This is a genomic window from Paenarthrobacter sp. YJN-5 (assembly GCF_015040095.1).
GTDB classification, from domain to species: domain Bacteria; phylum Actinomycetota; class Actinomycetes; order Actinomycetales; family Micrococcaceae; genus Arthrobacter; species Arthrobacter ureafaciens.
The window spans coordinates 3,483,784-3,508,197 of sequence record NZ_CP053544.1 but is presented as its reverse complement, the minus strand read 5'-3'; the positions used below and the strand labels follow the sequence as shown (position 1 = coordinate 3,508,197).

Sequence of the window (24,414 nt, the reverse complement as noted above, 5' to 3'; positions counted from 1 at the left end):
CACAATTGCGACTCAGTTGGGGAGGAAAGGCGGGGAGGGGGACGGGTCAGGCGAGGGGGACGCGGGCGGGTTCCGCTGCGATCACCGGGTGGTCCGTGTCCGGCAGGGAACGCCCGGGGCCGTCATCGAAGAACTCCGCGTTGGCCCGGACGTAGTCTGCCCATTCATCCGGGACGTCCTCCGAGAAGTAGATGGCTTCCACGGGGCACACGGGATCGCATGCTCCGCAGTCCACGCATTCGGAGGGATGGATGTAGAGGGAGCGCGCGCCCTCGTAGATACAATCGACAGGGCATTCGTTGATGCACGCCTTGTCTTTCACATCCACGCAGGGCTGCGCGATCACGTAACTCATGACCGGCTACACGCCCGTGTAGACGGTTTTGCCCCACGTGAAGAAGTCCAGGGCGGACCGTCCTTGTTCGCGGAACGTGTTGGTGGATGAGTCCTTGACCCCGCCGAACGGGACGTTGAGGTCCAGGCCAGCAGTGGGCCGGTTGACCTTGACCACGCCGGCCTGCGCACGGGCGGCGAAGTCCGTGGCGAGGGCGAGGGAATCGGTGCAGATGCCTGCGGTGAGGCCGTATCGGGAGTCGTTGACGGCGGCAAGGCCTGCCTCGTAGTCGGGAACTTCCAGCACGGCCACTACCGGCCCGAAGATCTCCTCCGTGACCGCGGGGTCGTCCGAGGGCAGGTCGGTGAGCACCGCCGCCGGGAAGAGCAGCGCGCCGGAGGGGTCACCGTCGTAAGTACCGTGCAGGAGGGTCGCGCCGCGTTCGACGGCGGTGCGCACCGCTGCCTGGTCCTGCTCGAATTGCTGCCTGCTCACCACGGCGCCCATCCGCGTGCCATCCGCCAGGCCGTCACCGGTGCTGTAAGTGGCGGCTTCGGCCACCAACGCGTCAAGGAACGCTGCACGGATCCCGGGGGTAACGTATACCCGCGAGGTTGCCGTGCATGCCTGCCCGGTGAGTCCGAAAGCTCCGGCGGCCACTACTTGCGCGGCCTTGCGGGGATCGGCGTCGTCGAGGACCAGGACGCCGTTCTTGCCGCCCATTTCCAGCTGCACCCGGGCACGGCGGGCGTTGAGGATTTCCTGCAATCCCAGGCCCACGTTGGTGGAACCGGTGAAGGACAGCCCGGCGATGCGGGGATCGCGGGCCAGTGCGTCACCAACAACCCGGCCCTTGCCGTGGACGACGTTGAACACGCCGGCAGGGAGGCCTGCGTCCTGCAACGCCCGGGCGAGGTGGGTGGCGGAGAGCGGAGTGAGCTCAGCCGGTTTGATCACCACGGTGTTGCCGCTGATCAGGGCCGGTGCGGTCTTCCACGCAGGAATGGCGATGGGGAAGTTCCAGGGCGTGATCAGGCCTACAACGCCCAGGGCTTCCCGGCGGGTGGTGATGGTGGTGTCCGGGAGTCCGCTGGGCAGGACTTCGCCGGTGGCAGCCCAGCCGAGGGAGCCGAAGAAGCGCAGGACGTCCGAAGCCCGCTTCACCTCGCCCTTTGCTTCTGCCAGGGTCTTGCCTTCTTCCCGGACGAGGTCTTCGGCGATGGCCCCCTGGCGTTCGATCAGCAGGTTCCCGGCGGCAAGGAGGATGGCGCCACGGGAGGGGGCCGGGAGCGCAGCCCACGCGGGCTGGGCAGCGGCGGCGGCGGTGATGGCGGCGTCGACGTCCTCGGCGCTCCCGCTGGGTGAGAGTGCTGCGAGCTCATCCGGACGGGCGGGGTTCATGCGCCGTGTGACGCCTTCGCCGAGCCATTGGCCGTTGATGAGGTGCTGGGCGGTGAGGGTGGCCTCGGCGGTGAGGGCAGTATCCAGAGTTGTGGAAGTCATGATGGTCCTTACGTGGTGGGGTTCAGAGGCTGCGGATGAGGCCGCCGTCGCACCTGAGCGCGACTCCGGTGATGTACGACGCCGGCGCGCTGCACAGGAACGCGGCAGCGGCACCGAACTCGGCGGGTTCCCCATACCTGCGGGCGGGGATGGTCTTGCGGGATTCCAACTGGATGTCCTCCAGGGTGGTGCCGCGGCGCTTGGCTGCGGCCTGGTCCAGCTGGGTGACGCGATCGGTGGCGATCCGGCCCGGAAGGAGGAGGTTTACCGTGACCTCGTCCAGCGCTACCTCGGCAGCGAGGGTCTTGAGGTAGCCGGCCAGTGCTGCCCGTCCGGTGTTGGAAACTGCCAGGTTGGGGAGGGGTGCGGTCACTCCGCTGGAACCGATCGCGAGGATGCGGCCCCAGCGGCGTTCCCGCATGCCGGGCAGGACTTTCGAGACCAAGGCATGATGTGGCTTGACCAGGAGGTCGAACGCCGCGGCCATGTCCTCGGAGGTCAGTGTTGCCGCAGCACCGGGCTTGGGGCCGGGTCCGTTGAGCACCAGGATGTCGATCGGCCCGAGGTTGGCCACGGTCTGGTCCACCGCGGACCCGATGCCCTCCGGGGTGCCGAGGTCCGCTTCGATGGCCACCGCGTCAAAGCCGCTGGTTCCCAAAGAACCGATGCCCAAGGTGCCGCTTCCGTAGGCTGCCTGGAGTTCGGCCACGATCTCCTTGGCACGGTCCCGGCGTCGTCCGACCACCGCCACCCGGACCCCTTCGGCCGCGAGCGCCCGGGCCACGGCCAGGCCGAGCCCGCCGGTGGAGGCGGCCACCAGTGCTGTCTTTCCTGCGATTCCGAGGTCCATCAGAAACTCCCTACTGCTGTACGGGCATCCAGTGCTGACGCCGCTTCCTTCAAATGCACTGCCATGGAGCCACGCAAAGCTTCGGGGAAAAGAGCCGCGGGTGCCCGGACGCCGGAGTCCTTGATGAGTCCGCGCTCGCGGAGGCATTCCTTGCGGATGGCCAGTGCCACCTTGGCCTGCTGTTCGAAGTTGATGAGCGGCAGGTAGGGCTGCAGTTCGCGTTCAGCGGCCTCGTACCCGCCGTCCTGCCACGCCCGCACGCAGGCGATCAGGGCTTCGGGGTAGGAGAAGCCGGTCATGGCGCCGGAGGCTCCTGCCATGAGTTCGTCCAGGAGGCCTTGGCCGCCCAGCCCGCCGAAGATGGAAACCCCGACGGCGGCACTCAGTTCCGCGATGGCCACGCTGGTGGGCGGGGCTTCGGCTTTGACGGCGATGACGTACCCGCAGGCGTTCACCACGGAGGCCAGCGCGGGGGTGGGGATGCTGACTCCGCTGGCCAACGGGTAGTCCTGGAGGACTACGTTGGCCCCGGTTGCCCGGTGGATGGCGTCGAGGTGGGTGATCACCGCATCTGCCCGGGCGGAGTTGGCTTGCACCATGACCGCGGCCAGGCGTGGCCCGGCAACCTCCTGAGCTGCCGTGATCTCTTCGATGGCGGGCCGGGTGGCCAGTGCTGTCACGCCCACCACCAGGGGGAGGGTGGTGGATTCGACGACGGTTTCCAGGACGTCGCGGCGTTCCTGCGGCGTCAGGGCGGCTGCTTCGCCGAACACGCCAAGCACTGTGAGGCCGGTTGCCCCGATGTTCCCGTAGTGCTCCACGAGTTCGGCGAGGCTGTCCAGGTCGACGTCCAGGGTGCTGCCTTGGAAGGGGGTTGCTACGACGCCCCAGACGCCGGCGGGCAGGGATTCACGGTTTTTGGGCGCAGAAGGGAGAGGCATGGTGGTTCCTTTTCAATGCGAACTGCTTGATGCGAACTGCTTGAGTGGGATGGCGGGGCAGGTGGTGCCGGGGACGTCTAGCGTCCCGGCCACACCGGCGGACGCTTTTCCTGGAAGGCGCGGACTCCTTCTGCGGAGTCTTCGCTGTCCAGTGCCGCCATCAGTGCCGGTAGCCTGAGGCCGCGGGCTTCCTGGGCGCTCAGGTGCGCCGTCTGCGTCACCATCTGCTTGACGGCGCGCACGGAGGTGGGGGCGCATGCCAGGATCTGGTCCACCCAGCGCCGGACGGCGGTGTCGAGTTGGTCAGCGGGCACTACTTCGTTGACCAGCCCCATGGACTGCATCTCCGCGGCGTCGGCCTTGCGTCCGGTCAGCAGCATTCCCATGGCTTGGGTGTAGGGCACCCGGCGCACCAGCTGGTGGATGCCGCCGTCGAGCGCCAACCGCCCGACGCGGGGTTCGGTCAAACCGAACTTCGCGTCCGAAGCTGCGACGACGATGTCTGCACCGAGGACGATTTCCATGCCGCCGCCCAGGGCGTAGCCGTTGACGCGGGCGATGACGGGAACATCCAGGGTGGTGCGCAGGCTGAGCCCGCCGAAGCCGTTGGGGTCCAGGCCGGCCCAGTACTCCAGGCCGGTCTTGTCCACGGCGTCGGCGGACATGTCGGCACCGACGCAGAAAGCACGCGGACCGGCACCGGTGACCACGACCGCCCGAACGGACGGATCGCTTTCCAGCTGGGACCAGATCCCGTTGAGCCGTGCGTGGGCGGCACCGTCCACTGCGTTCAGCACGTGCTGACGGTCGATGGTCACCGTTGCCACGCCGTCGGTGATGTCCAGTGTTACCTGGTCAACCCGTTCTTCGACCGTGATGCTCATCGGAGCACTCCCAGCTTTTGCAGGCGTTCGATGGTTTCCTCATCGAAGCCGTTCTCCAGCAGGACCTCGACGTTGTGCTCGCCCAGGCGCGGGGCCGTGCGGCGGATCGACGGCGGGGTTGCCGAGAGGCGGATGGGTGCGTTCAGCATTTTCACCGTGCCCACCGAGGGGTGTTCGGCTTCGACGATCATGCCGTTCGCCTCGGTCTGCGCGTCTGCGAGCGCCTGTTCCAGGGTATGGACGGGGGCATTCAGCAGCCCTTGTTCTTCCAGTTTCGCCGTCCAGTAGGCGGTGGTGTTGGTGGCGAAGTGTTCGCGGAAGATGGCCTGGAGGGCGGGCTTGTTCTTGAACTGCTGCTCCAGTGTTGCGAACCCGGGGCGTTCGGTGAGGTCCTCGTCGAGGTCCAGGGCGTCGGAGATCCGGGCCAGGGGATCGGGGGTGAAGCCGCCCACCATGCACACGGCGCCGTCGGTGGTTTCGAAGACTCCGGAGAGCGGCATGGCGCCCCAGTTGACCTCGTAGCCGCGGTTGAGCTGCATGCACGCTTCCTGCATCTGCAGGTGCAGCATGGAGTCGTACATGGTCACTTCCACCTTTTGGCCGACGCCGGTGGTTTCGCGGGTGCGGAGGGCCAGGAGGATTCCCTGCATGAGGTGCATGCCGGTGATGTAGTCGCAGAGCGTGGTGGGGTAGATGGAGGGTTTGGTGTCCTCGGATTCCCTGCGCCACATGACCCCGGAGTAGGCCTGGGCGATGGCGTCCTGGCCGCCCTTGTGGGAGTAGGGTCCTACAGGTCCGAATCCGGTGCCGGAGGCCCAGATGATGCCGGGGTTCTGCGTTTTCAGGTCCTCGTAGCCGAAGCCCATGCGTTCCATGACCCCGGAGCGGAAGTTGCTGACGACGACGTCCGCGTCGGCCATGAGGCGGTGGAGCACTTCGCGGCCTTCTTCGGTGCGGGTGTCCACGGAGACGCTGCGCTTGTTGCGGTTGATGGACAGGAAGATCGGGTTGTCCTGGCCGTCCTGGTCCGGGAAGGAGTTGCGGGAGATGTCTCCGGCTCCGGGACGCTCAACCTTGATGATGTCTGCGCCGTAGTCGCCCAGCAGCTGGGTGCAGGACGGGCCCATGAACACCTGGGTGAAGTCCACGATCTTGACGCCCTCCAGCGGGAGGGGCGTTGGTGCCGGGCCCGCGGCGGTGTGTTCCGCCGTCGTGCGTTCTGCCTGGTCGGTTTCGGTCTGGTCCACGGTCATGAGGCTCATGCCAGTACCGCTGCTTCGGAGTCGACGGTGGCGTTCGACGACGGGACGTCGCCCGGGTCCGCACCGTGCCGGCGCATGCCGAGCTGGATGTCCGCTGCCGCGACGTCGCGGACCAAGATGTTGCTTTCCACGGCAAGGGCTGCCGCGACGCCTACTGCCTGGCCCATGGCCATGCAGGGCGGGATCTCGCGGGACATCTTCTGCGCCTCGGGGGTGGCGGAGTAGTGGCGGCCGGCCACGAGGAGCTGGTCCACTTCCTTGGGCAGGAGCGAGCGGTAGGGGTAGTAGTAGTCGCGTCCGCGGGCCACGGTGTCGGCGAAGTGCCGGCGCTGGGTGACGTCGTCCTTGGTCATGACGTACTCGCCCTGCAGTAGGCGGGTCTGGCGGACGCCCATCTGGGAAGCGACATCCAGCATGTAGCACTTCTCGAAGCCGGGCAGGTGGGCGCGGACGTAGTCCACTGCTTCCGAGATCTTGTCGCGGGCTGCGAACTCGGCTGCGGTCATGTCCGCGGGGTCCACGCCGTCGAAGCCGGTCATGTGCGGGGCGTTGCACCACACCACGCCCTCAACGGGGGTCTTGAGCCACCACAGTTCCCAAGCGCCGCCGAGGATGCGCTTGATCTTGCGGTTGATGGCGCGTGCTTCCTTCGGGTTGGCCTGTTCGAAGGCTTCGGCCGCGTTGGTGTCCACGTTGCCGAGGCGGAAGACGAGGGTGGTGAGGTAGTTGTCCTTGGCGTAGCTGGCGCCGGCACGGGAGGCAACGTCAATGTCGCCGGTGGTGTCGATGACGACGTCGGCCGTGAAGGCCTGCGGGCCGAGCTTGGTTTCGCAGATGACGCCCTTGATGACGCCGTTGTCCACGATCGGCCGGGAGAACCAGGAGTGCAGGCGAAGATCGACGCCTGCTTCGCGGACGAGGTCGTTGGAAACGCGCTTCCAGCCGTCGGGATCGAAGGCTGCGGCGTAGCAGATGGGCTTGGGGTTGGTGTGGGAGTGGAAGTCGAAGGTGCCGTAGCGGCCCCACTTGTTCCACAGTTCCTCGGAGGTCTTGCGGTCATCTGCCGGCGGGACGATTGCGAGGCCCAGCTTCTGGAGGCGTTCGACGTACTCGGAGACAATGCCCGTGACCGTGATTTCCTGGCCGTTGATCATGTCGTCGAGGACCAGCACCATGCCGCCGGACGCAAGGCCACCCAGGGAGGAGTAGCGTTCCAGCAAGGTGACCTTGGCGCCGGAGCGGGCCGCGGTGACTGCGGCTGCCACGCCTGCGGGGCCACCGCCGACCACCAGTACATCGGAACGGGAGATCACGGGCGCCTTGAGGTCCGCCGTCGTGGTGGCGAGTTCGAGGGAGTTCATTTTTTCAGTCCTTACTTGCCGACGTGGATGCCGTTGGTGCGGCGTGCGGCGATGTAGAAAACGATGCTGAGGATGGACAGGACGGCCACGTAGACCGGGAAGATCCAGGTGAGGTTCAGCGACTGGAACCAGACCAGGAGGTAGGAGGCGGTGCCGCCGAAGATCGCTACGCCGATTCCGTAGCCGAGGGCGACGCCGGTGCCGCGGATGTTCTTGGGCATCAGGGAGGAGCTGACCACGTTGTAGAGGGTCATGTTGAGGACCAGGACAATCGAGCCGCCAAGGAGGACCGCTGCGAAACCGCCGATGCCCGGCTGTACGTAGAGCAGCATCAGGAACACGGCCGGGATGGCCAGGACGCGGGTGACCAGGAACCACTTGGACATTGCCTTGCCGTCCGCCAGCTTGCCGACCACCCAGGAACCCACCACGAGGATGACGCCCAAAACAGTGGTGAGGGCGAAGACGGTCGTGGGGTCTTCCTTGAAGCCGCTGCGTGCGGCGCTGGGGAGTCCGACGTTCCAGGCGTAGTTGTAGGCCTGCGCTGCACCGACCACGAAGATGATGGCCAGGACGGAGAGCCAGTGCTTGCTGACGCCCTTCCAGACGGCGCGCGGGGTGTTGGTGGCCATTTCCTCTTCCTTGAGGGTCTCCGGAAGGGAGCGCCGCAGGTAGAGGACCACGAAGCCGAAGAGGGCTCCGATGATGAACGGCACGCGCCATCCCCATTCGCCCATGGCTGCGGCGCCGAGCACGAGGCTGCACAGGAAGCTCACGAGGGAGGCCATGAGGATGCCGATGTTGACGTAGAAGGACATGATGCCGGCGACGTAGCCTTCACGGCCTTCCGGCGCCAGTTCCACGGCGTGGGAGGTGGAGAGGGGAGCTTCAATGCCGGTGGAGATGCCCTGCAGGATGCGGCACACCACCAGGATGATGCCCGCCCAGGCGCCGATGGTGGCGTAGCTGGGGGTGACGGCGATGACCAGGGTGGTGCCGGCCATCAGCATGATGGACAGCAACATCACCCGGCGCCGGCCGATGCGGTCTGCGAGGGTTCCCAGCAGGATGCCGCCCAGCGGACGGAAGGCGAATCCGACGGCGAACACGGCCAGGGCGTTCAGCGTGGCGGACAGGGGTTCGGTGCCGGGGAAGAAATTCGGTCCAATGAAGGCTGACAAGAGTCCGAAGACCATCCAGTCGTACCATTCGAGGGCGTTTCCCAGGCCAAGGCCAAGGAGTCCTTTGCGGACCTCGGGTGTGAACCCGGCGTTCTTGGAACGGGAGTCGGTGATGGGCTTTGGTGCGGGGACGGCATTGTCCGTTTGGATGTCGAGCATGGAAATTTCCTTACGCTTACGCCGCAGAGGGCGTGAAAGGGTATGACGCAGGGACGCCTGTTGGAGGAAGCGCCTGATGCGAAAGTGGCAAGGAGTGTCAGCGGCCACGGGTTCGTGTCCGGACAGTTAAGGGAAAACGCCTGGTCCGCCCGAGGGCGGGTGCGTTACCACGCGTGTGGTGCGTTGACCCAGATGGCTACGCATACCTCTTCGTAGCTGTTCTTGTACCAGTGGGGGATTTCTGAGGAGTAGGTGATGGAGTCGCCTTCTTCAAGGCTGTAGCAGACGCCGTCCAAATAGACGTCCTTACGGCCGGAGATGATGTAGCAGAACTCTTCACCGCTGTGTGTGAAAGGGGTGGCGCTGGTGTCGTGCCCTGGGGGCGTACTGATCCACTGCGCCTCGATGCTTCCGTCCCGGTTGGGGGTCAGCAGCTCGTGGACTGCCTCGCCGACCGATTCCCGGGTGACGTTTTGCAGGTTCCGCCGGTCCGCTTTGCGGACGACGGGTGACCTTGATTCGTCCTGGCCAATGAAGAACCTCCCTACGGGGATGTCCAGGCCATGGGCCAGCTGTGCCAACGTGGTGAAGGACGGGTTGGCCATGCCGCGTTCGATCTGGCTGACGATTGCTTGGCTAAGGCCGGTGATGTCCGAGAGTTGGGCCAGAGTCATGCCCTTTGCCTTGCGCATGGTGCGCACCTTGTTTCCCACGGTGGCCAGGAGTTCGCTGGTGGCCGGGGGAGCAGGAGTCTCGGTGGTCATTGCCGCATCCTTCGTTGGTGAGCTAACTCACACAACTATAGTGAAGATTTTTAGCGAGTCAATGGTTTTCTTCAGCAAAGTAAAAAATTTTAGGAAAATGATGATTCCAGCTGGCTGATGGTGCCGAAGACGAAGGCGTCGATCTCATCCACCAGGGGCGTCAATTCGGCCAGCTGCTCCCCGCCGCTGAGCAGCTTCATCCCGATTTCCAGTTCAGCAGCCAGCCGCCGCAAGCAGATCGCTCCCACCATGTGGCTGGACGTCTTGAGGCTGAGCACAGCGTCCATTGCCTCGTCCAGGTCCAGGTTGTCCACGGCATGATGAAGCCGGGCCACCCGCCACGGCAGCATCGCCACGTAGTTGCGGACGAACGCGTTGACGATCGCTTGGTCGCCGCCGACGTCGGCCCGGAGTTCGGTGAGGACGGAGCGATCCACCAGGGAGTCTGTGCATTCGTCATACTCTGACACCAGACTCCTCCCGCCGCTGCCGAACAATGGATTCACGATTCAACAGTAGGACCAGCCGAACAGTGCACGGGCCCCAAAGTGAAAGCTTGATCCAATCTTGAGCGGACTCAGAGCCAGTCTTGATCACGCTCGACGGGGATCATTCCGCCGAATCCGCGGGAGCTGCCAGGCGCTGGCTTCCGCCCTCAAGGAAGGCCGTCAACCGGCTTTCCAGCTCGCCGCGGTCCTTGAGCTCGCACTCCCACACCGTGAGCGATTCCCACCCGGAGGCCTCAAGCTGTTCGCGCTGCAGGGAGTCGCGCTCGCGGGTCCTAGTGCGTTTGGCCGCCCAGAACTCCGCATTGGCTGCCGGCGCATGGCGCCCTGCCTTGCAGTCGTGGAAATGCCAAAAACAGCCGTTCACGAAGATCACCTTGCGGCGGCCGGCAAACACCAGGTCCGGCCGGCCCGGGAGCGTCGTCGTGCCCGCCCGCCCGTGTAGCCGGTAACGGTACCCCTTGGCGTGCAGGATGCTGCGGACCAGCAGCTCCGGCTTGGTGTTCTTGCCCCTGATCCGGGACATGTTGCGGCTGCGCTGCTCCGGTGTCAGCAAATCCCGGCTCTCGCCCATCCCTCAACAGTAGCGCCGGCTTCAGCGCACCGCCGTGTTGCCGGCCCGGTTCCGGTGTCCCGGTGCTGCTGCCGGGCCCGGTGACAGGCTACTGCTGCCGTCGTCGTACTGTCACCGTGCCGGGTGCCTGGAAGGATAACAGCCGGAGCCACTCCGGTTGCGGGTCCTTCAGCTCGATTCCCTTGAGTGCCGAAGCAGTCTGGTGAACCACGACGGCGGCCTCGAGTTCCGCGAGCTTGGCACCAAGGCAGCGGTGGATTCCGGAACCGAAAGCAAGGCCGTAGGGCGTGGGAACCCCGTCTGCCCAGGGAAAGCCGTGGTTGCCGGTCAGCTCCAACAGCAGTTCCTCACCTGCGGCTACCGCCTTTCCCTGGATCTCGGTATCGCGGGCAGCCACCCGCCGCCACGAAGGGACGGAGGACTCAGTAGCCAGGATGTGCCGCACCAGCTCGCGGGACTTAGCCAGCGACGCCGCCTCGTCCCACGTGATTCCGCGGGATCCTTCTGCCAGGCGGAACAATGAGGTGCTGATGAGCTGACTGGTGGTTTCCTGTCCGGCGATCAGCAGGAAGTAGCCGAGTGAGCAGATTTCCGCGGTGCTGAGGCCATGGTCGGCCAGGGCCCGGAAAAGGTTGGTGGGCCCTGCACTGGCAGTTGCCGGACTGGCCGGCGCCACGGATTCCAGGACCATCCCGCGCAGCCAGGTGTAGAAATCCGCGGCGCTGTGGGCCAGTTCCAGTTGCCGCCCGGGGTCCGGCCACCCCCAGAACAACTCCAGGGACTCCACGCTCCACGCCTTAAGCCGATCAAGGTCCCGCACGGGCAGTCCCAGGAGTTCCAGCATGACGATCGCCGGCGGGTGGGCAGCGACGCTTTGGACCAGCTCAACCGAGCCTTCCGAGCGCAAGCGGGCAGCTGCTGCCAAGGCCGATTCCCGCGCGAGCTGCCTGATGCGTGGTTCCGCCGCAGCCACCTTGGCCGGAGTAAAGAAGGACGTTACCACTTTCCGGATTCCGGCATGCGTGGGTGAGGCATTACTGGCAAGGACGGCCGGGAGGGCAAACCCGGCACGCTGCAGGACCCGCAAAGCCTGTCCCCGGAGGGGCGTGACCGCCAGGAGCGCGTTGGCCGGGCTGAAGTCCCCGGGACGGTGAAGGACCTCCCGTACCACGTCAGGCTGGCGGATGACGGTGTAAGGGCAGGTGGCCACTGTGCTTGAATCTCCAACGCTCATGCCGGGAGCTCCAGCCAGGTGGCGGCCTGCGTGCGGAACGTGCCGGTCTCCCATCCGCCTGCATCGCCGGACGGACCTCCAAGGAACGGTACGGCGCCAAGGTATGGGATGGCTCCGAGGAGCGCAACGGGCCATTGGTTGATGGTTTCCCTGTTGCTGAGCTCCACCACTCCGGGCTCCGCCGGCCAACTGCCCAACACCACGCCGAGCACCGCCAGGTCCCGGTTTTTCAGTGCCTCCAGGGTCAGCGCTGTGTGGTTCAACGTTCCCAGCGACGGACGGGCAACCACCACAAACGCAGCATCCCCGCCAAGGAGGGTTCCCAGCCCGGCCAGTGTGCCGCCGTCGTGGTCCAACTCCACCAGCAGCCCGCCGGCCCCTTCCACCAGGACGTGGCTGTGGGTGCGGCCCAACTCGCGAATGCGTGCGGCGTGGTGTTCCAGCGGAGGCAGCGTAACGCCGTCCAAAGCGGCAGCGGGCACGGGCGCCAGTGGCTGCTCCAGGACGATGCCGGCCTCTGCTTTGGCCGGTGCCGCCAGCCGCTGAATTTCGGCGCAGTCCGAATCGCCGGCCGCATTGCCGCTCTGGCACGGCTTGTATACCGCCGCCGAACCGCCCCGCTGTTCAAGGACGGCCGCCAGCGCCGCCGTCGTGATGGTCTTCCCGACGCCGGTATCGGTGCCGGTGATGAGGATGGTGCCGGGCAGGCTCATCGTGTTTCCTCCAGGTTGCGGCGCAGCACTGCGCAGGCGTAGTGAATCTCGTCAGAAGTAAGGGTTGCGCGGGCGGTCAGCCGGAGCCGGGACACGCCGTCCGGAACCGACGGCGGGCGGAAGCACCCCACGTGCACACCCTCCAGCAGCGCGGCCTTCCTGGCCTGGACGGCGGCTTCGGAGGACACCACGGGAATGGACTGGACAGCGCCGGGGGAGCGTTCGGCGGCGGGGGAGAGAGGGGACAGTCCGGCCGCGAGTGCGGCAGCGTTGCGGTGTACGGCTTCGGGCCGCCACGGCTCGTCCCGGATGATGCCGACGGCGGTGAGGGCGGCCGCCGCCGCGGGCGGGGCGAGGGCGGTGTCGAAGATGAAACTGCGGGACCTGTTGAGGAGGTGCTCCCGCAGTGGCTCCGATCCCAACACGGCCCCGCCTTGGCTGCCCAAGGCCTTGGACAGGGTTGCCGTCCGTATTACGGCAGGGTGCCTGGACAGGCGGGTTCCTGCCACCGCGCCCGCCCCTCGGCAGGGGCCGGTACCGCTGACCCCGAGGCTGTGCGCTTCGTCGATCAGCAGCAGGCAGTCGTGTTCTTCGGCCACCGTCAACAAGTCCTCCAAGGGGGCGGAATCGCCGCCCACGCTGTAAATGGACTCCACGGCAAGCAGTGCCCGGGGCTGGGTTCGCCCGGCCAGGAGCCGGGCGGCCTCTGCGGCGTCGTTGTGCCTGAAGGAACGCAACTCCGAGCGGCTCAAGCGGAAGCCGTCGATCATGGAGGCGTGGCAGTGCTCGTCCGCGACGATCAGGGTTCCGGGGCCGCCGAGCGCTGTGATCACGCCCAGGTTGGCGAGGTATCCGGAGGAGAAGACCAGGGCGGCCTCGGATTGGGCGAACCCCGCCAAGGCGTCTTCCAATTCCAGGTGCAAGGCGGTGGTGCCGGCAACCAGCCGGGACGATGTTGCTCCGGTCCCGTACCGGCGCGCGGCCTGGGCTGCGGCCTCAGCCAGGCGTGGATCCTTCGCCAGGCCGAGGTAATCGTTGCTCGCGAGGTCCACCACGCCCGCGTCCACTACCGACGGCGTGCGCACCAGGCCGCGACGTTCCCGGACCACGGCCTGTGCGTCCAGCCAGGATTCCATGGACGAACTCACGCTGCCCTCCTGTCAGAAGCCACGGCTGCAGCGGCGACCATGCCCGCTGCGATGGCCTCGGTTTGGTGGGTGGAGCTGACGTAGGGCGGCATGGCGTAGATAAGGTTCCGGAACGGCCGGATCCATACCCCGTGCGCAATGGCTTCCCGCGTGACGGATTCGACGTCCACCGCGTCCCGCAACTCGATCACGCCCACGGCACCGATGGTTCGGACGTCCCTCACGCCGTCGAACGCCAACGCCGGAGCCAACCCCGCAGCCAAACCGGAGCCGACCCGCTGGACGTCGCTGGGCCAACCACCGTCCCGCAACAGCCCAAGGCTGGCGTTCGCGACGCCGCAGGCCAACGGATTGGCCATGAAGGTGGGGCCGTGCAGGAGTGCGCCGGCCCCGTGCCTGGACACTGTCCGTGCCACCTCACCTGTGCACAGTGTTGCTGCCAGGGTGAGGTAACCGCCCGTGAGCGCCTTTCCGACGCAGAGAATATCCGCGGTGACACCCGCATGGTCCGACGCGAAGAGTTCGCCGGTGCGCCCGAACCCGGTGGCGATTTCATCCAGGATCAGCAGCAGTCCATGCTGGTTCGCAATGTCCCGGAGGATCCGCAGGCACTCGGGCGGGTAGATGAACATGCCGCCGGCGCCCTGCAGGACGGGCTCCACAATGACGCCGGCAAGTTGGTCGGCGTACATGGTGGCCAAAGCAGCGACGGACTCCCGCCAGGAATCCACGTCCTCAGCCGTGGCGGTGGCCGCGGCCGGCGGGCGCGGAGCGAAAACGTTGGCGGCCAGCATGCCCGGGAACGCCGAATGCATGCCGTCCACCGGATCACACACACCCATCGCCGCGAAGGTATCGCCGTGATAACCGCCCCTGATGGTCAGGAACCGTTGGCGCTTGGGCCGGCCCGCAGCGGTCTGGAACTGCACGGCGAGCTTCAAGGCCACCTCCACCGCGATGGATCCCGAATCGGCCAGGAACACCCGCTCCAAACCTTCGCCCGGCAGCGCACCGCCACGCACCAGGTCCAGCAGGTTCTCCGCCAACTCAACCGCAGGCCGGTGCGTCAAGCCGCCGAACATCACGTGGCTGAAGGAATCCACCTGCCTCTTCACCGCTTGGTCCAGCACCGGATGGCGGTACCCGTGGATCACCGACCACCACGACGACATCGCATCCAGCACCTCATGCCTGCCGCCGTCCTCGTCGCGCAGCCGCAGCGCCACGCCGTCGGCCGCTTCCACTTCCCACAGCGGCAACGTTGCCGACGCAGGCGCGTAGGGGTGCCACAGGCTCGCGCGGTCACGGTCGATCAGCGAGGCCATCACCGGACCACGCCGTGGCGCGAGCACTCCGCGGTCCACCCCAGCGGCGTCACTTGGACCTTCATCCGGCGGCGGCACACGGTGCAATAGCGCGGCGGTTCCATCACCAACTGCTGCAGGCAGGGCAGGTGAGCCTCCGACGTCGGGCGCTCGCCGTGGGTGCCTGCGGCGCCGGTGGCTTCACCCCCGCAGTGGCCGCAGTAGGTGGTTTCTTGCAGGGCCGCGCTGTTCACAGCGACTTCTGGAGTTCCTTGATGGGCATGTTGAGCTCCACCAGGAGGTCGAGGTCGGCTGTTGCGGGGCGACCCAAAGTGGTGAGGTAGTTGCCCACGATCACCGCGTTGATGCCGCCCAGGAGCCCTTCGCGGGTACCGAGGTCGCCCAGGGTCAACTCACGGCCTCCCGCGTAACGCAGGACGGTGCGCGGCATCGCCAGGCGGAACGCCGCGATGGCCCGGAGCGCATCCTTGCCGTCCATGATGCCTTGGTTTTCCAGCGGGGTTCCGGGCCTGGGGTTGAGGAAGTTCAGGGGGACTTCGTGCGGTTCAAGGGCGGCAAGCTGCGCGGCCAGCTCTGCCCGCTGTTCCAGGCTTTCGCCCATCCCGATCAAGGCGCCGCAGCACAGTTCCATGCCCGCTTCCTTGACCATCTGGCACGTGTCCAAGCGCTCTTCGTAGCTGTGCGTTGTGACCACCTGCGGGAAGTAGCTGCGTGCGGTCTCCAGGTTGTGGTTGTACCGGTGGACGCCCCATTCAGCCAATTGGTCCACCTGGCGTTGGGTCAGCATGCCCAAGGAACAGGCGATGTTGATGTCGACTTCCTCATTGATGCGGTCGATCGCGAACTTGATCTGGTTCATCAGCTTGATGTCAGGACCGCGCACCGCGGCGACGATGCAGAACTCAGTGGCTCCCGTGGCGGCTGTCTCCTTGGCTGCCCTCACCAGTTCCGGGATATCCAACCACACTCCGCGCACGGGAGAGTCGAACAGGCCCGACTGGCTGCAGAAATGGCAGTCCTCCGGGCATCCGCCGGTCTTGATGGAGATGATTCCCTCCACCTCCACGTCCTCCCCGCAATGCTTCAGCCGCACCTCGTGGGCCAGTTGCAGGGCGGCTGGAATGGCATCGTCCGGGAGTTGGAGGATTTCTACAAGCTGATCCTCGGTGAGTCCTTCGCCCCGCTCCAGGACTTGGTCCTTTGCGAGGTCCAGAATGGCGTAACCAGTGGCTTCATGCGTTGCGTCGATGGTCATGGACTCGACGCTATCCGGGGGACGCGTGGCCGATTTTGGAGGGTCGGCACAAAGCAGTCCCCCGGATTTTGGAGCGCGAAGACCTACGGCTTGAGCACCACCTTGATGCAGCCGTCCTGCTTCTTTTGGAACTTCTCGTAGAGCTCGGGAGCGTCGTCAAGTCCACCGGTGTGGGTCACCAGGTGCATGACTCCCAAGGGGTCGGCGTCGTCTTCCACCAAGGGCAGCAACTGGTCCGTCCACCTGCGCACGTTGCACTGGCCCATGCGGAGTTGGATCTGCTTGTCGAACATGGTCAGCATGGGCATGGGATCGGCCTGGCCGCCGTATACGCCGCTCAGTGAAATGGTCCCACCGCGCCTGACCAGGTCCACCGCGGTGTGAAGCGCGGCAAGGCGGTCCACGCTCATGGTCTCCATGGCCACCTGTGCCGGCTTGTCCGGCAGCAAGGACACGGCCTTGTGGAGGAAGGATGCAACGGGGGAGCCATGCGCTTCCATGCCCACTGCGTCAACCACGGAGTCCGGTCCGCGGCCCACGGTCTCTTCCTTGATTTGCCCGGCAACATCCGGGCTGTAGTCCATGGTCTCGATGCCGTGGGCTTCAGCCATTGCACGCCGCTCCGGAACAGGGTCCACGCCGATCACCCGGAAGCCCTTGTACTTGCCGATCCTGGCAGCGAACTGCCCCACCGGTCCCAGCCCCAGGACCGCCAGCGTGCCGCCGTCGGGGACGTTGGCGTACTCCACTGCCTGCCATGCGGTGGGCAGGATGTCGGAGAGGAACAAATACCGTTCGTCGGGAAGGTCGGAGCTGACTTTGACCGGACCGTAGTCGCCGAAAGGCACGCGCAGGTACTGTGCCTGGCCGCCGGGCACGGATCCGTAAAGTTCGGAATAGCCGAAGAGGGCAGCCCCGGAGCCTTTCTCCTTGACTTGGGTGGTTTCGCACTGGGACTGCAGACCCTGGTTGCACATGTAGCAGCGGCCGCAGGAGATATTGAAGGGCACCACAACACGGTCGCCCTTCTTTAGCCTGTGGACTTCCGAGCCCACTTCTTCCACGATGCCCATGGGCTCATGGCCGATCACGTCGCCCTTGTGCATGTAGGGGCCGAGGACCTCGTAGAGGTGCAGGTCGGAGCCGCAAATGGCCGTGGACGTAATCCTGACGATCACGTCCGTTGGTTCCTGAATAGTTGGATCGGGGACTTCGATGACGCCCAATGAGCGCCTGCCTTGCCACGTCACTGCTTTCATACCGGTGCTCTCCCTGCTTTTGGCTGGAGGTGTCCCACGCTGCAGGAGACCATCCCAGCCAAACAGAGTTGGATGACCCGCACAAGGGACGGCGGGCCTCGACACCCCTTGGCCCCCGTCATAGATTGAGGCCATGAGCGGAGAACCGAACGAACAGAAGCGAGCACCCGCCGAACCGCAGCAACCGACTGAACCGGCCGGCGTCGAACCTCCCCACAGCGAGCCCGGAAGCGGTGACTTCACCACCGAAGTCGACCCCACGTTTGTCCCGGATGAGAGCGGTGAATCGCCGGAGGAGAAGCGGGCGCGCGAGCATCCGGAGGCTACCGGCAGCTGACCACCGAATGGCGACGGCGGAGCTTGCGTGCCGCTGTCGGCGGACAATTGCGTCCAAATCGTTAGTAAGCAACCTGATAAATAGGTTAAGATGATGTAAGGCACAACATATCGAACTGAACTGACGAGGAGTGGGCAGTTGTCAATCATAGAGAATCCGCTGGTTCCCGAAGGCGTTCCACGCAAGCATGCCGACCTGTCCGGCCTGCTTAAGGTGCACGGCGAGTACATCCACTGCGGCGAGCCCATGAAGTTCGCCCGGTCATCGGCCCGGAGCATCTACACGCCCCTGTCCACCGAAGAGGACGAAGAGGCCCTCATGGACGTGTACCTGGAAACCCGGGTGCTGCAGTGCACCTGCGGATTCCGCATGGAACTCCCGGCCTAAGACACTCGAAAACCACCCAAGCCGTTCACCAAGGAGGCAATCCACATGGATACCGGGCAAATAGTACTGATTATCGTAGTGGCCGTCGTCGTCATAGCCGCGATCATCATCGCGCTGATGGTGGGACGCAAAAAGAGGGCCGAAGCCAACCGCCAACGCGCCCTCGACCTGCGGGAGAAGGCAGACCAAGAGGCGGTCAGCGCACATCAGGCAAAGGTGGAGTCCGCGCAGGCCGAGGCAGCTGCTGTCCAGGCCGAAGCCGAGGCGAACCGCCTCCGCCGCGAAGCCGAGCGCAACTCAGCCAAAGCCAAGGAAGCAAGCGGCCGCGTTGAAGAGCACCTGCGGCACGCAGACAAACTCGACCCGGATGCCAACACCCGCGGCAACGGCTCCTCCCGGGACGCCGATGTCCCCGAACACGACGCCCGCGTCCAGAACGCCGAACACGACGGCCACCGCCTGACCCGGGACCGCTCGCACCGCGAAGCCGCCGGCAATGACGGGGCAGCCCGCGACGCAGCCCGCGACGCAGCCCGCGACCGGGACGGTGCAGGCCAAGGCAACGCTGTGCGGGACGGTTCTGTGCGGGACGGCGACAGGAACGCCTAGTTTTCGAACAAGACTCTGGAGGGCAGGGAAGTGAGCATCGTGGTGAGGCGAACAGGACAAACGGTGCGGTCGGGCGACGCAAAGCCAAACAGGCACGCAGTAGACGTAGTCCTCAGCCATCTTGGCGAGATCGGTCCGGCCGTGGCAGCGTTGCGGCGCGAGTCTTCACGCCTTGCCGAGTGGGGTGAAGAGTTGGCCCGGGCCAGGCTTCGCGACGCCAAGGTCTTTGCTGCCGGCAGCGATGGCTCAGCCCATGAGGCCCAGCGCTTCGCCTCCGAACTTACAGCCCACGACGCCGCCCACCATCCCGACGGCAACCCGGGCACCTTTAGGGCGATCGTGGCCAACAAGGAAGCCGGGGAAACCATCAGCGGCCAGATTCCGGAGTTGGTCAACCGGGGCGACATCGTGGTGCTGTTGGCTGCCAAGGGCATCACGGACGATCTCCGGGACGCCGCATCGGCTGCCAAGAAAGCCGGCGCCAAGGTGTGGGCCCTCACCGGCAGGGAATCCAAGGACCTGGCCCAGGCCGTCAACGAGGCCGTCAATATCAATACGGATCCGCCGCACGCCGAAGAAGCGCACCTCGTCGCCGTGCTTGCCCTGTGCGAGTGCTTCGACGAGGCCATGCGCGAGGTCAACCAGTAGCACTCCCTCTATCACTTCCCGTCGGTTTTTTCGGGTTGCTCTATCACTTCCCGCCGGTTTTTTCGGGTTGCTCTATCACTTCCCGTCGGGCTTTTTGGTTTGCTCTTTCACGTCCCGCATCGGAAAGGCTCGACGGCGGCGCTCGCCGAGTGCCGCCGTCGAACTTTGTCGGCTGGCCGGGCTCCAGTCGCGGCGCACGCCTTGCCGCCCATCGCGTCCGGTACCACGGGTGCGTCAAGCGGATAGGGGAGCGGCGGGAAGTCACACGGGGTGCGCCGGGCGGATAGGGGAGCGGCCTCTAACCCGATCAGGTGACAGAGCTATGCGCAAAACCCGTTGGTATGTGAGAGAGGGATGGAAAGAGGGGGAGTCGCCGGTGTGACTTGCGACTCATGACGGAATAGTTGCAGACGCCGCTCAGTTGCCGAGGGTGACCCCGATTCACTCTGAAAGGAACTGCGCATGCTGTTTTCCCCGCTGGCACTCGGTGAGCTTGAACTTCCCAACCGCCTTGTCATGGCCCCGCTGACCCGACTGCGTGCAGGCTTGGACGGCGTGCCGAATGACCTCATTGCAGAGCACTACCGCCAGCGGGCTTCGTTGGGCCTGATCGTGAGCGAAGGCACCTACCCGACGCCCGCCGGCCAGTCCTACACCGGGCAGCCCGGCCTGGTCACCGAGGAACAGATCGCCGGCTGGAAGAAGGTGACTGATGCGGTCCACGCTGAAGGCGGCAGGATCTTCGCCCAAGTGATGCATGGCGGCCGCGTCTCCCATGCCGACATCACTGGCGGGCATGAAATTGTTGGCCCCAGCCCCGTAGCGATCGACGGCGACGTCCGTACGCCCAACGGCAAGCAGCCCTTCCCGGTTCCCCGCGAGCTGCGCACCGACGAACTTCCCGGCGTGCTCCAGGAGATCGTGACAGCGTCCAAGAACGCTATTGAGGCAGGATTCGACGGCGTGGAGCTGCACTCCGCCAATGGTTACCTCCTTCACGAGTTCCTCGCTCCGAACTCCAACGTCCGCACGGACAGCTACGGTGGGTCGCCGGAAAACCGGGCAAGCTTCGTCATCGAAACGGTCAACGCCGTCGTGGAGGCCCTCGGCGCCAACCGCGTGGGCATCCGCATCTCGCCCGAGCACAACGTCCAGGGAATCGCAGAGACCGATGCGGCGGACGTCCGGGCCACTTACGAGGTCCTGGTTGACACTATTGCGCCGCTCAACCTGGCATACCTCAGCATCCTGCACCACGATCCCAAGGGTGCCCTGGTCCAGGACCTGCGTGAACGCTTCAATGGCACGTTCCTGGTGAACACCGGGTTCAGCGAGATCACCACGCGCGAGGAAGCCGTCGCGCTTGTTGCCGATGGCCTTGCTGACGGTGTGGTGGTGGGCCGTCCCGCGATCGCCAACCCGGACCTTGCCCGCCGCTGGCGCGAAGGCCTGCCTTTGAATGAACCGAACGCCGCCACGTTCTATGCCGACGGCGCGGAGGGCTACACGGACTACCCGTTCTACGCCAACTAACCCGGCACCCCACTAACCCGGCACCCAACTGGGTCGCAGTAGAGCGCGTTTAGAGCCGTTGTCATGTCTCAGGACCTTGTAGACACTTCATGTCTCATGACTTCGTAGACACTTGATGTCTCATGGCTTCGTGGACAGTTCGTTCGATGGTTTGGGGTTCCGGTTTTTGAGCTGTGGGTAGATGGTTCGTTTGGCGCGTGTGCCTCGGGGGTCGGCTGCGACGCCTGAGGGTTTGCCGTTGCCGACGTAGGTGGTTCCTTGTGGTGGTCTGGGGTGTGTGATGATCTCGGTGCCTTGGGCTCCGAAGAACATGATGGTGGTGTCGTCGTAGAGGATGTGCACGGTGGTGCCGGTATGTTCCTTGCCCATTTTGAAATGGGTGCCCAGGATCGTCACTGAGCCGTTTCTGTTCACTGTCCGTTGTGCGCTTCGCCTGTCCGGACGGGGCGCAATCGGTTCAGGGGCCGCTGGCGGGGACGTCTTGGGGGTGGCGTTCCAGGCTTCACGGGGTGTCATTGCGTTGGGCAGGCCTTGGTGTTCGCGTTCGTTGTTGTAGTAGAGATCGAAGGCGTCCACCTGTGACTGGAGGGCGGCCATAGAGGTTGCCGGTGGCTGCCGGTGAAGGTAGCGGTGCAGGGTCCGGTGGAACCGTTCGTTCTTGCCTTGGGTGGTCGGTTTGTAGGGTTTGCCTGTGATCGGTTCGATGCCTTTGGCTTTGAGGAACTCCACAAGCGCACCGGTGCGACCGCGGCGTGTGGGATTCAGTGCCGCACCGTTGTCGGAGAGGAATCGTTGCGGTGTCCCGTGGCGTTCGATCGCTTGCGTGACAACGGCGATCGCAGCGGCGCTGGTTTCCCCGGCTGCGACCAGGGACGCCAGTGCCAGACGTGAATGATCGTCGACGAGCTGGAAGATCGCTACCTTCTGTCCGCCGGCGAGTTGCCATTCGGTCGAGTCGATCTGCCAACAGGCGTTCGGCTGGGGATAGACGAACCTTTTGTACGCGCTTCGTGGTTTCTTTCTGGGCTCGGGCACCACGACACCTGCCCTGACAAAGATCCTGGCCACGGTGGCACGCGAAGGCGGCTTGAAGCCCTGCCTTGCGAGCTTCGCGATAACGGAGAGCGGGCCGTAATCAAACCCGCTCTCCTGAAGTTCTGCACGGGTACCGAGCAGCAGTTCGATCATGACCGGAGCCGTGACAGTGGGCATGGACTTCGGAAGCGGGGGCTTTTTCTCCAACGCCTTCACTGGTCCCACTTCCGAAGCCGCTGCCCGGACCCGGTAAAACCACGCCCGGGAGACATTGTGCTTCCTGCAAAAAGCCGAGACCGCGCCCCTAGGCGAATCCTCGGGCCACGTCGCGACAGCATGCCGAATCCTGATATCCGGCTGGGATTTACTCATGAACAGCAGCAAACCCGCCAGCAAAGTGTCCACGATGTCATGAGACAGAGTGTCTACGAAGTCATGAGACAGAACTGTCTATTAAGTCATGAGACTCCACACGCGTTTAGAGCCGTCTAAACGCGCTCTGCTGCTACCTAGTTGGGGGCGTGCGGACGAAATGTGACGCTGGGGAAATGGCTGGGGAATAGCAGGGGAATAGCAGGAGAATGGGGGCGTCCGGGCGTCCTCCTCCCTTCCGGGGAAGCATTCCTATAGGATTTGCTCATGCCTGCAGCTTCCCCGAGCTCCGTCCGTACCGGCCTTCCCGTGAGCCGGCAGGTCCTTGCCGACCACGTTTACGAGGCCCTGCTCGAGTGGTTGATGGATGGCCGGCTCGAGCCCGGAGCGGCTGTGAGCATCGACGGCATGGCCAGGGAACTCGAAGTCTCACCTACCCCCGTACGCGAAGCGTTGGCACGTTTGGAGCATACGGGGATGGTCCGTCGGGTGGCGCTCAAGGGGTACCGGGTGGCCCCCGTTTTCACCCGCGAGGACTTCGCGGAATTAATGGAAGCCCGGCTTTCCATCGAGCCTGTCAATGCCCGCCTGGCCTGTTCGCGGATGACGCCGGACGGCCTCGCAGCCTTGAAGCAGGCCGTCGAGGACCTGCGGACAGCTCCGCGCGGTGGGAGTTTTGCGGAGTACCGCAGCTACCTCGAAGCCGACGAACGTTTCCACCAGCTGATTGCAGCCCAGGCCAGCAACCAGTTCCTCCTGGCGGCCTACAACACCCTGGGCGGGCAGATCCAGCGGTTCCGGCTGTTCGGTGGAGTGGGCATTACCGACGCCGAACAGGCGATCGCCGAACACCAGGCAGTGCTTGACGCGCTGCTCAGCGGCGATCCTGAAGCCGCTGCCACAGCCATGACCAAGCACGTAGAGAACGTGCGGGGCCGTGCGATGGCTGACGCGCCCGAAGACTGAGGTCCCTCAGTCCCTGCCCGCGGCCGGGGAAGCCATAAGAATTTTTCCAGCGTCCATGATTCTGCGGGGCCCGCACGCCGCCAGGCGCCCTGACGCCGCGTGTTTCCGCACGTCAAGGACGCCTATGACGCCGCTCTCCTGATCCCGTGACGGGCTTCACAAACATTTGTATGACATATAGGATCTAGGAAGTTACGCATTCAGGGTTGACAGCGTTAACTTATTCGTAAATCCTATAGGAAACAGGATTCCACGAAGGAGTGATCATCATGGCGTACACCGCCGAAAACTGGCCCATCACCGCGGCCCTCCTGCAGTTCCCGGGCACGGATGCTTCGGGCCAGCAGGTCAACGACGCCGACGCTTCCGTTTGGGCCTCGGTCTTCCAGGAAGTCAAGGACGCCGGTTTTGCCAACGCAGACCTCACGGACAGCTGGGTCCGTCCCGGCGACCTGAGCAAGGAGCGCCTGGCCGAGTTCAAGCAGACCGCTGACGAAGTTGGCGTCGGGATCCCGGTGATCTCCGCGATCCGCCGCAGCGTCATCCACGAGCGCGACTGGGAAGACAACCTGGCTTACAGCCACCGCACCATTGACGCCGCAGCAGAGCTTGGCTGCGAAGTGGTTTCCATCGGCCTCCACCAGGCCATCACCCCGGAACAGCAGAAGCAGTTGTGGTTCTGGACCGTGGAAGGCTACAAGGATCCTGTTGGCGACAAGGAAGCGTGGGGCAACGCAGTCTCCCGCATCCGTGAAATCGGCAAGCACGCCGCTGAAGCAGGCATTCTGGTCTCCCTGGAGATGTACGAGGACACCTACCTCGGCACCGGCGATTCCTCCGTGCAGCTGGTCCAGGACATCGGCCTGGACAACGTCGGCCTGAACCCCGACCTTGGCAACCTGATCCGCCTGCACCGCCCCATCGAGGACTGGCGCGAGCTTGTCCAGAAGACCCTGCCGTACTCCAACTACTGGCACATGAAGAACTACATCCGCGACGAGGATGTTGCCCGCGACAGCTACATCACCATGCCTGCCCCCATGGAAAGCGGCCTCATCAACTACCGCGAGGCCTTCAAGTACGCATTGTCCGTGGGCTTCCAGGGCATCCTCTGCGTTGAGCACTACGGCGGAGACGGCCTGAGCGTCACTGCCAGCAACCAGGATTACCTGCGCCGCCACGTCCTCCCCAAGAACGACGGCTACGCACTGGGCCGGAGCAAGGTAGCCCAGGGTCGCCGGCAGCCCGCATCTACCCAGTTCGCAGGAGTCTAG

General features: G+C 65.0%; 25 protein-coding genes. 7 read left to right on the top strand and 18 right to left on the bottom strand.

Translation table 11 applies throughout. The annotated features are described in order from the left end of the window. Window positions 1–46: 46 nt before the first annotated feature. From fdxA to HMI59_RS16175, 17 genes are all read right to left on the bottom strand, one after another. The gene (fdxA, locus tag HMI59_RS16255) at window positions 47–355 is read right to left on the bottom strand and encodes a ferredoxin (RefSeq protein ID WP_193591883.1); all 309 of its coding nucleotides are present in this window, start codon (window positions 353–355) and stop codon (window positions 47–49) included. Window positions 356–361: 6 nt separating this feature from the next. After that, entirely contained in the window at window positions 362–1,837 is a 1,476-nt protein-coding gene (locus HMI59_RS16250; RefSeq protein WP_193591882.1) for an aldehyde dehydrogenase family protein, read from the bottom strand. 22 nt (window positions 1,838–1,859) lie between these two features. Beyond that, window positions 1,860–2,687 carry an SDR family oxidoreductase gene (locus HMI59_RS16245; protein ID WP_021472757.1) on the bottom strand — a complete coding sequence of 276 codons (828 nt, stop codon included), beginning with the start codon at window positions 2,685–2,687 and terminating at the stop codon, window positions 1,860–1,862. Next, on the bottom strand, window positions 2,687–3,628 hold the full coding sequence (locus tag HMI59_RS16240) for a dihydrodipicolinate synthase family protein (protein ID WP_193591881.1): 942 nt from the start codon (window positions 3,626–3,628) through the stop codon (window positions 2,687–2,689). Before HMI59_RS16240 ends, HMI59_RS16245 begins: the two co-directional genes overlap by 1 nt. A gap of 77 nt (window positions 3,629–3,705) precedes the next feature. Continuing rightward, window positions 3,706–4,512 (bottom strand): enoyl-CoA hydratase-related protein, encoded by an 807-nt coding sequence (locus HMI59_RS16235; protein ID WP_193591880.1) that lies wholly within the window; start codon window positions 4,510–4,512, stop codon window positions 3,706–3,708. Then, complete coding sequence (locus HMI59_RS16230; RefSeq protein ID WP_021472754.1) at window positions 4,509–5,774, bottom strand: CaiB/BaiF CoA-transferase family protein; 1,266 nt, start codon at window positions 5,772–5,774, stop codon at window positions 4,509–4,511. The genes HMI59_RS16235 and HMI59_RS16230 overlap by 4 nt, the downstream gene beginning before the upstream one ends. Then, window positions 5,771–7,135: an FAD-dependent oxidoreductase gene (locus tag HMI59_RS16225; RefSeq protein WP_193591879.1), complete on the bottom strand. Its 1,365-nt coding sequence runs from the start codon at window positions 7,133–7,135 to the stop codon at window positions 5,771–5,773. Before HMI59_RS16225 ends, HMI59_RS16230 begins: the two co-directional genes overlap by 4 nt. An 11-nt stretch (window positions 7,136–7,146) precedes the next feature. Next, the gene (locus tag HMI59_RS16220; protein ID WP_193591878.1) at window positions 7,147–8,475 is read right to left on the bottom strand and encodes an MFS transporter; all 1,329 of its coding nucleotides are present in this window, start codon (window positions 8,473–8,475) and stop codon (window positions 7,147–7,149) included. 164 nt (window positions 8,476–8,639) lie between these two features. Then, entirely contained in the window at window positions 8,640–9,239 is a 600-nt protein-coding gene (locus tag HMI59_RS16215) for a helix-turn-helix domain-containing protein (protein WP_021472751.1), read from the bottom strand. An 89-nt stretch (window positions 9,240–9,328) separates the two neighbouring features. Beyond that, window positions 9,329–9,709, bottom strand: coding sequence for an Hpt domain-containing protein (locus tag HMI59_RS16210; RefSeq protein WP_193591877.1), 381 nt, complete (start codon window positions 9,707–9,709; stop codon window positions 9,329–9,331). 139 nt (window positions 9,710–9,848) lie between these two features. After that, on the bottom strand, window positions 9,849–10,319 hold the full coding sequence (locus tag HMI59_RS16205; RefSeq protein ID WP_166187395.1) for a very short patch repair endonuclease: 471 nt from the start codon (window positions 10,317–10,319) through the stop codon (window positions 9,849–9,851). Between the two features lie 88 nt (window positions 10,320–10,407). Beyond that, entirely contained in the window at window positions 10,408–11,553 is a 1,146-nt protein-coding gene (locus HMI59_RS16200) for a cytochrome P450 (protein ID WP_193591876.1), read from the bottom strand. Next, window positions 11,550–12,266 carry a dethiobiotin synthase gene (gene bioD / locus HMI59_RS16195; RefSeq protein WP_193591875.1) on the bottom strand — a complete coding sequence of 239 codons (717 nt, stop codon included), beginning with the start codon at window positions 12,264–12,266 and terminating at the stop codon, window positions 11,550–11,552. The genes HMI59_RS16200 and bioD overlap by 4 nt, the downstream gene beginning before the upstream one ends. After that, entirely contained in the window at window positions 12,263–13,414 is a 1,152-nt protein-coding gene (locus HMI59_RS16190; protein ID WP_227471420.1) for an 8-amino-7-oxononanoate synthase, read from the bottom strand. Before HMI59_RS16190 ends, bioD begins: the two co-directional genes overlap by 4 nt. Further along, complete coding sequence (gene bioA, locus HMI59_RS16185) at window positions 13,411–14,739, bottom strand: adenosylmethionine--8-amino-7-oxononanoate transaminase (protein ID WP_193593793.1); 1,329 nt, start codon at window positions 14,737–14,739, stop codon at window positions 13,411–13,413. The genes HMI59_RS16190 and bioA overlap by 4 nt, the downstream gene beginning before the upstream one ends. A 229-nt stretch (window positions 14,740–14,968) precedes the next feature. Then, the gene (bioB, locus tag HMI59_RS16180; RefSeq protein WP_193591874.1) at window positions 14,969–15,994 is read right to left on the bottom strand and encodes a biotin synthase BioB; all 1,026 of its coding nucleotides are present in this window, start codon (window positions 15,992–15,994) and stop codon (window positions 14,969–14,971) included. A gap of 83 nt (window positions 15,995–16,077) precedes the next feature. Continuing rightward, window positions 16,078–17,253, bottom strand: a complete 1,176-nt coding sequence (locus tag HMI59_RS16175) for a zinc-dependent alcohol dehydrogenase (protein ID WP_166187401.1) — start codon at window positions 17,251–17,253, stop codon at window positions 16,078–16,080. A 133-nt stretch (window positions 17,254–17,386) separates the two neighbouring features. Here HMI59_RS16175 and HMI59_RS16170 point away from each other — a divergent pair, with 133 nt between their 5' ends. From HMI59_RS16170 to HMI59_RS16150, 5 genes are all read left to right on the top strand, one after another. After that, window positions 17,387–17,590 (top strand): hypothetical protein, encoded by a 204-nt coding sequence (locus HMI59_RS16170; RefSeq protein WP_062095488.1) that lies wholly within the window; start codon window positions 17,387–17,389, stop codon window positions 17,588–17,590. 138 nt (window positions 17,591–17,728) lie between these two features. Further along, window positions 17,729–17,977 carry a hypothetical protein gene (locus HMI59_RS16165; protein ID WP_166187405.1) on the top strand — a complete coding sequence of 83 codons (249 nt, stop codon included), beginning with the start codon at window positions 17,729–17,731 and terminating at the stop codon, window positions 17,975–17,977. Window positions 17,978–18,022: 45 nt separating this feature from the next. Next, a complete protein-coding gene (locus tag HMI59_RS16160) occupies window positions 18,023–18,586 on the top strand; it encodes a hypothetical protein (protein WP_227471419.1) in 564 nt (187 codons plus the stop codon). 30 nt (window positions 18,587–18,616) lie between these two features. Further along, entirely contained in the window at window positions 18,617–19,234 is a 618-nt protein-coding gene (locus HMI59_RS16155) for an SIS domain-containing protein (RefSeq protein ID WP_227471418.1), read from the top strand. Window positions 19,235–19,696: 462 nt separating this feature from the next. Continuing rightward, complete coding sequence (locus tag HMI59_RS16150; RefSeq protein WP_193591873.1) at window positions 19,697–20,767, top strand: alkene reductase; 1,071 nt, start codon at window positions 19,697–19,699, stop codon at window positions 20,765–20,767. 120 nt (window positions 20,768–20,887) lie between these two features. Here the strand turns inward: HMI59_RS16150 and HMI59_RS16145 are convergent, their stop codons facing one another. Next, entirely contained in the window at window positions 20,888–21,979 is a 1,092-nt protein-coding gene (locus HMI59_RS16145) for a DDE-type integrase/transposase/recombinase (RefSeq protein WP_227471417.1), read from the bottom strand. 462 nt (window positions 21,980–22,441) lie between these two features. Here HMI59_RS16145 and HMI59_RS16140 point away from each other — a divergent pair, with 462 nt between their 5' ends. Beyond that, a complete protein-coding gene (locus tag HMI59_RS16140) occupies window positions 22,442–23,140 on the top strand; it encodes a GntR family transcriptional regulator (RefSeq protein ID WP_021472741.1) in 699 nt (232 codons plus the stop codon). A gap of 269 nt (window positions 23,141–23,409) precedes the next feature. Further along, on the top strand, window positions 23,410–24,414 hold the full coding sequence (locus HMI59_RS16135) for a sugar phosphate isomerase/epimerase (RefSeq protein ID WP_193591872.1): 1,005 nt from the start codon (window positions 23,410–23,412) through the stop codon (window positions 24,412–24,414).